General features: G+C 65.8%; 6 protein-coding genes. All 6 read left to right on the top strand.

All coding sequences use genetic code 11. The features are described 5' to 3' along the window. Positions 1 to 50: 50 nt before the first annotated feature. The 6 genes from AC5O5I_RS03920 (at position 51) to AC5O5I_RS03895 (ending at position 7,055) form a co-directional block, all read left to right on the top strand. A complete protein-coding gene (locus tag AC5O5I_RS03920) occupies positions 51 to 1,487 on the top strand; it encodes a TolC family outer membrane protein (RefSeq protein WP_172285776.1) in 1,437 nt (478 codons plus the stop codon). Continuing rightward, on the top strand, positions 1,484 to 3,652 hold the full coding sequence (locus AC5O5I_RS03915) for a type I secretion system permease/ATPase (RefSeq protein ID WP_172285775.1): 2,169 nt from the start codon (positions 1,484 to 1,486) through the stop codon (positions 3,650 to 3,652). Before AC5O5I_RS03920 ends, AC5O5I_RS03915 begins: the two co-directional genes overlap by 4 nt. Beyond that, complete coding sequence (locus AC5O5I_RS03910; RefSeq protein ID WP_494512101.1) at positions 3,649 to 4,833, top strand: HlyD family type I secretion periplasmic adaptor subunit; 1,185 nt, start codon at positions 3,649 to 3,651, stop codon at positions 4,831 to 4,833. Before AC5O5I_RS03915 ends, AC5O5I_RS03910 begins: the two co-directional genes overlap by 4 nt. A 191-nt stretch (positions 4,834 to 5,024) precedes the next feature. Continuing rightward, a complete protein-coding gene (locus AC5O5I_RS03905; protein ID WP_494512100.1) occupies positions 5,025 to 5,924 on the top strand; it encodes a chemotaxis protein in 900 nt (299 codons plus the stop codon). 88 nt (positions 5,925 to 6,012) lie between these two features. Beyond that, positions 6,013 to 6,324, top strand: a complete 312-nt coding sequence (locus tag AC5O5I_RS03900; protein WP_172225962.1) for a hypothetical protein — start codon at positions 6,013 to 6,015, stop codon at positions 6,322 to 6,324. After that, complete coding sequence (locus AC5O5I_RS03895) at positions 6,321 to 7,055, top strand: YkgJ family cysteine cluster protein (protein ID WP_172285773.1); 735 nt, start codon at positions 6,321 to 6,323, stop codon at positions 7,053 to 7,055. Before AC5O5I_RS03900 ends, AC5O5I_RS03895 begins: the two co-directional genes overlap by 4 nt. The last annotated feature ends 105 nt before the right edge of the window (positions 7,056 to 7,160 follow it).

Raw genomic sequence — 7,160 nt, 5'->3', positions numbered from 1 at the left:
CCGCCGGGCACATGCCCGGCGGCATGGACGACCAGCAGTAAGGGAACTATGTGAAGCGAAGCAGTCCGCTGTCACCGCTGTTGCTGGGAGCCTGCGGGCTCCTGGCCCTCAATTTCCACACGGTTGCCCAGGCAGCCGATGACATCGACCCACAACTGCGCCAGATCGGGCCATCGCTGCTACGCGATGCGCCCGAAGCTGTGCCCGCACGCCCCGCTACCGGGATGGCTCCGGTCGCCGGTGGCGACCGCCTGGGGCTGAGCGAAGCCGTGCTGCAGGCAGCGCAATGGCACCCTAGCATCGCCGAAGCGATCGGTAACCTGTACAAGCAGGGCGAAGGTATCAACGTTGCCCGCGCGGGTTACTACCCGCAAATTTCCGGCGGTATCCGCACCGGTTACGACACCGGCTACGGCGGCGACCGCAACAGCCAGGCGCTGAACCTGTCGCTGAAACAGATGCTGTACGATTTTGGCAAGGTCGACAGTGCCGTCAGCGCTGCCCAGGCCGCCGCCGCCCGCGCCCAGGCCAACATTCTGCTGGTGGTGGATGACCTGGCCCGCGACACCGCCTATGCCTGGATCGAAACCCGTCGCTACGAACAACTGATGCTGATCGCCCGCGATCAGATCCGCGGCGTTGGCGACATCGCCGGCATGGCCCGCCAGCGCAGCGACATGGGCGCCAGCACCCGCTCCGATGTGGTGCAGGCCGAGTCCCGCGTGGAAAGCGCCCGCGCCACGCTGGAGGAATACCAGGCGCAGTACGAACGCTGGCGCTCGACCCTGGCCGCCCTGATGGGGCGGGTAACCCCACCGGTGCTGGCCGAAGAATCGCCCCCCGCACTGAACCAGGCCTGCAAGCGGCCGGCGCAGGGCGATGACCGCCTGCCCGCAGTGCTGATGGCCCTGGCCCAGCGCGCCCAGGGCCAGGCCGAACTGGCCCAGGCCAAGGCCGAGGCCTACCCGACCGTGTCGTTGCAACCACAGGTCAACCATTACCTGGACGACGACTACAACCGCGACAACTCGCGCATGGACCGCACCCAGGCGGGTATCTACCTGAACGTCGAGGTGCCCATCTACCAGGGCGGCGCCATCAGCGCCCGCAGCCGCGCCGCCGGCCATGCGCTGACCGCCGCCGACTCCGCCGAAGACGCGGCACGCCTGCAAGCCCGTCGTGGCCTGGCCGAGGCCATGGCGCAAACCTCCGGGCTGGGCCGCCGCCTGACCTCACTGGAAGCGCGCCAGGTCAGCATTCAGGAAGCCCGCATGCTCTACGGCCGCCAGTACCTGGACCTGGGCACCCGGCCGCTGCTCGACCTGCTCAACGCCGAGGGCGAGATCTACCAGTCACGCTTCGAACTTGCCGGCACCCGCTCCGACCTGCTGCGCCTGGATGTCGACTGCCTGTACAACACCGGCGCCCTGCGCACGGCCTTTGGCCTTGAAGGGCGCAACCTGCAAGGTGTGGAGATCCAGCCATGAGTGATCCGATCAATGTGACCCTGCCCGACCAGGCCAAGGCGCCAGACCAGGCCGCCGTGCACCGGCCAGACCTGGGCCCCTGGCTTGAGGTGATGCTGCAGGTGGCGCACCACTACCGCCTCGACGTCTCGCCGCAGCGTATCCGCCTCGCCGCCATCGAAGATGCCCGCCCGCTGGACGAAATCCTTCGCCACATGGCCCGCCAGGCCGGCCTGGCGCTACGCTTTGTACGCTTCGATGCCAAGGGCCTGCGCCAATGGCGCACGCCGCTGGTGCTGGAGCTGGACGATGGCCAGCTGGCGGTGGTCGAGTCGGTGACCGAGGAGGACGACCTGGCGGTCGTCTTCGCCGGTGACCAGGGCCTGACCTCACGCCTGCCCCGCGACAGCCTGAAGGGCCGTATCAACCGCGTCGCCCTGCTGCGCCCGGCACGGCCGCTGCGTGACGTGCGCACCGATGACTACACCGCGCCGTACGACCGCCACTGGTTCGCCCGCATCGTGCTGCGCGACCTGCGCCCCTATGGCCAGGTGATGGTCGCCTCGCTGGTGGCCAACGTGCTGGCGCTGGCCGGCGTGCTGTTTTCCATGCAGGTGTACGACCGGGTGATCCCGGCCGAATCGCTGCCAACCCTGTACGTGCTGTTTGGCGGTGTAGTGCTGGCGCTGGTGTTCGACTTCAGCATGCGCCTGCTGCGCCTGAAGGTGACCGACCTGCTCGGCAAGCGCGCCGACCTGCGGGTAAGCGACCTGGTCTACGGCCATGCCCTGCGCCTGCGCAACTCGGTGCGGCCGAAATCCACCGGCTCGTTCATTTCGCAGCTGCGCGAGCTGGAATCGATCCGCGACCTGATCACCTCCAGTACCGCCACGGCACTGGCCGATCTGCCGTTCTTCCTGCTGTTCCTGTTCGTGTTCTGGCTAATCGGTGGTGTGCTGGTATTCATCCCGCTAGTGGCGCTGCTGGCCATGGTGCTGCCTGGGCTGCTGGCGCAACGGCGCCTGGCGCGGCTGGCGAATGCCTCGATGCGCGAATCGGCGCTGCGCAACGCCATGCTGGTAGAAAGCATTCAAGGCCTGGACGAAATCAAGGCACTGCAGGCCGAAGCGCGTTTCGAGCGGCAGTGGAACCAGTACAACGCCGCCTGCGCCCATACCAACCTGCGCCTGCGCACCCTCACCAATGGTCTGGTGACCTGGACGCAGAACGTGCAAGGCGCGGTGTTTGCCGTGGTCATCGTGGTCGGCGCGCCCATGGTCATCGCCGGCGACCTCACCACCGGTAGCCTGGTAGCGGCGTCGATGCTGTCGTCGCGGATGATGGCGCCGCTGGCTCAGCTGACCCACGTGCTGACCCGCTGGCAACAGGCCAAGGTAGCCCTGCAAGGCCTGGACAAACTGATGCAGTCGGCAGTGGACCACCCGGAAGGCGAAGCCCGCGTGCACGTGCCGGCGCTTCGCGGCGAGTACCGCCTGCGCCAGGCCAACTTCCGCTATAGCGAAGAATCACCACCGGTGCTGAATATCGGCCAGCTGGACATCCAGCCCGGCGAGCGCATCGCCGTGCTGGGGCGCAACGGCGCGGGCAAATCGACCCTGCTGCAGGCATTGGGCGGGGCCATGGACCTGGTGCAAGGCGAGGTCAGCCTGGACGGCATCGCCATGGCCCACCTCGACCCGGCCGACCTGCGCCGTGACGTCGGCTTGCTGGCACAGTACTCGCGGTTGTTCCACGGCACCCTGCGGGAAAACCTCACCCTCGGCGCCGGCCAGGCCAGCGACCAGGAACTGGTGGCCGCACTGGCCGCCACTGGCGCTCTGGACTTCGTCCGCCGCCTGCCCAAGGGCATGGACCACCTGATCCTCGAAGGTGGCCTGGGCTTGTCTGGCGGCCAACGCCAGGCCCTGGTGCTGTCACGCCTGCTGGTACGCCAGCCGCAAGTGCTGCTGCTGGACGAGCCGACTGCGTCGCTGGACGACATGACCGAGCGCAAGCTGCTGGATAACCTGGAGCGCTTCTGCCAGGGCCGCACCCTGGTGATCGCCACCCACCGCCTGAGCGTGCTGCAGCGGGTAGACCGCATCATCGTGCTCGACGGCGGGCGCATCGTCATCGACGACAGCCGCGATGCGGCGCTGGCCAAACTGCAAGGAGCGCAGGCATGAGCAACCATGAACTCCCGGCCTCCTACCTGGACGGCCAGGACGACCAGGCGGTCTTCCGCGCCGGACGCATCATCACCATTTGCGCGCTGATGCTGGCGGCGTTCCTGGGCTGGGCGGCCTGGTTCGAGGTGACCGAGGTGTCCACCGGCACCGGCAAGGTGATCCCCAGTTCGCGGGAGCAGGTGATCCAGTCGTTTGAAGGCGGTATCGTCGCGCAGATGAGCGTGGCCGAGGGCGACCTGGTCGAGCGCGGGCAAATACTGGCCCAGCTCGACCCTACCAAGACCGCCTCCAGTGTGGGCGAAAGCGAAGCCAAGTACCGCGCCGCCAAGGCCAGCCAGGCCCGCCTGCAGGCCGAGGTGACGGGCAAGCCGCTGCGCTTCCCCGAAAGCCTGCGCGACTCGCCAGACCTGATCGAGGCCGAAACGGCGTTGTACCAGACCCGCCGGCACGGGCTGGAACAGACCCTGGCAGGCATTGAAGACTCGCTGCAACTGGTACGCAGCGAGCTGAAGATCACCGAGAACCTGGCGAAAATGGGCGCCTCCAGCCGGGTCGAGGTGATCCGCCTGAACCGCCAGCGTTCAGAGCTGGAGCTCAAGGCCAACGAAGCACGCTCGGATTACCTGGTGCGTGCCCGGGAAGAGCTGGCGAAAGCTAGCGCCGAGGCCGACAGCCTGTCCGAAGTGGTTCGGGGGCGCAGCGACTCGCTCACCCGCCTGACCTTGCGCTCGCCAGTGCGTGGCATCGTCAAGGACATCGAGGTCAATACCCTGGGCGGGGTGGTACAGCCCGGTGGCCAGGTGATGAAGATTGTGCCGATGGACGAGCGCCTGCTGATCGAAACCCGCATCGCCCCGCGTGACATCGCCTTCATCCACCCGGACCAGGCGGCCAAGGTCAAGATCAGTGCCTATGACTACTCGGTGTATGGCGGGCTGGACGGCAAGGTGGTGGGAATTTCGCCGGATACCCTGCAGGATGAGGTGAAGCCGGAAATCTATTACTACCGGGTGTTCATCCGCACCGAGCAGGACAGCTTGCAGAACAAGGCCGGCAAGCATTTTGCGATCGTGCCAGGGATGATCGCCACGGTAGATATCCGGACCGGTGAGAAGACCATTCTCGACTACCTGATCAAACCGTTGAACCGCGCCAAGGAGGCCCTGCGCGAGCGGTAACTGGCCGGGGCCGCTTTGCGGCCCAATCGCCGGCAAGCCAGCTCCCACAGGTACAGCATCACCTCGAAGCCAGCACACTACCTGTGGGAGCTGGCTTGCCGGCGATTAGGCCAGAACAGGCAATACACACCTAAAGCCAGGCCCGACCAGGCCGATAACCGGTTATCCCCTGTTTCCCACCGAAGGTCACCATGGCCACCCAAAATGCCCGCGCGGACTCGCTGTCCCTGCTGCTGTTCACCCTGCGCAGCGGCAAGCTGATGGCAATCAACCTGCTCAAGGTCAGCGAGATCATCCCCTGCCCGCCGCTGACCAAGCTGCCCGAATCGCACCCCAACGTGAAAGGCGTGGCGACCTTGCGCGGCCATTCGCTGTCGGTCATCGACCTGTCCCGCGCGATCGGCGAGCAACCGTTGGCCGACCCGGCTGGCGGCTGCCTGATCGTCACCGAGATCAGCCGCTCGCGCCAGGGCCTGCATGTGCAGGCGGTCAGCCGCATCGTGCATTGCCTGAGTACCGACATCAAACCGCCGCCCTTTGCCTCGGGCAACCGCTCCTTCATCACCGGGGTTACCCGGGTCGACAATGCCCTGGTGCAGGTGCTGGACATCGAAAAAGTCATCCACTCCATCGCCCCACCCGTGGCCGAACCGGCTCACGGCGCCTTGAACGAAGAAGACGCCAGCCTGCTCGCCGCCGCCAACATCCTGGTGGTGGACGACAGCCAGGTGGCGCTGCAGCAGTCGCTGCACACCCTGCGCAACCTCGGCATCGAATGCCACACCGCGCGCAGTGCCAAGGACGCCATCAACGTGTTGCTGGAACTGCAAGGCACCGCGCAGGAGATCAACATCATTGTCTCCGACATCGAGATGAGCGAAATGGACGGCTACGCGTTCACCCGCACCCTGCGCGAAACGCCTGACTTCCAGCACCTGTACGTGCTGCTGCACACCTCGCTGGACAGCGCCATGAGCAGCGAGAAAGCGACCCAGGCCGGGGCCAATGCCATCCTCACCAAGTTCTCCTCGCCAGAACTGACCGACTGTCTGGTGGAGGCGGCGCGAACCGTTGTGTTCGCCGAGCGCTGATATATTCAGAGACAAAACCCCCAGCTTGCCCCCAAGGGTGAGTCGGGCATAATTCGCGTCCCTCCGAAGAAAACTGCCGGAACCGCGTATGAAGTTTTTCAGCTCCATCCTGATTGGCTGCGCCCTGTTCAGCGGTGTCGCTCATGCCTCCAGCAGCCAGGCGTGGAACGAGCAGCGCCAGCAGATGCTCAAGGCCTGCCTGGCCGCCAGCCAGTTCAAGGACGCCCATGCCCGTGGCAAGCCCGCCGAGTTCGATGACCAGGTGGGCATGAGCGCCCTGCTGGTCGAAGGCGTCTACCCACAAAAACACATGCAGCAGCGCAGCGGCACCGAGCTGTGCCTGTACGACCGCCAGCACCAGCGGGCGTTTGTCAGTGAATGGAACCCGGAAGCCAAGTGACCGACAGCGTGCGTTTTGCCTGTACCGGCTGCGGCAAATGCTGCACCGGCCACCATGTACCGCTCACCCTCGATGAAGCGCGCCGCTGGGCCGATGCTGCGGGCCAGGTAGTGGTGCTGATCGAGGCTTTCGTGGTCGATGGCCCTGGCATGCCGCCCGAACAGCGCGAGCATGTGCTGCGCCGCTCGCACGCGGTGCCCTGCGGCACTGGCGATGCGCGGGTTTCGGTAACGTTCGCGGCCTTCAACCCGGGCCGCTGCCATAACCTCGATGACAACGACCTGTGCACGATCTACGAACAGCGCCCGCTGGTGTGCCGGATCTATCCGGTGGAAATCAACCCGCATATTCCGCTACGGCCCGATAGCAAGGATTGCCCGCCTGAAGCCTGGCAGCAGGGGCCTGAGCTGATCCATGGCACGCAACTGGTGGATGCCGGGCTGCAGGCGCTGGTGCAGGCGTCGCGGCAAGCCGACCGCGACGACATTGCCGCCAAGGTGGCGGTGTGCCAGGCACTGGGCATGACCACCAGCGCGCTGAAGGGCAACGGGTTTACGGCTTACCTGCCGGATATGGGTGCGTTTGCTAACGCGCTGGCGCAGATTCCGGTAGATGACGGGGCGCAGTGGACCTTGCATGTGGAAGACGAAGCGCTGGTGGCGAGCTTGCGGGAGCAGGGTTTGCACACTACCAACGAGCCCCCGGTGTATTACGCCTTCATCGGTTTTTAGATAAACAGGCCCGGCCCTGTCGCCGGCAAGCCTGCTTCCACAGGTCCTGCACATGTCTTGAAGGTTGTGCAGAATCTGTGGGAGCTGGCTTGCCGGCGATGAGGC

Source organism: Pseudomonas sp. 9_2_1 (assembly GCF_059295275.1).
Note: the sequence above shows the minus strand (reverse complement) of the source record. Positions and strands in the feature narration are given on the sequence as shown.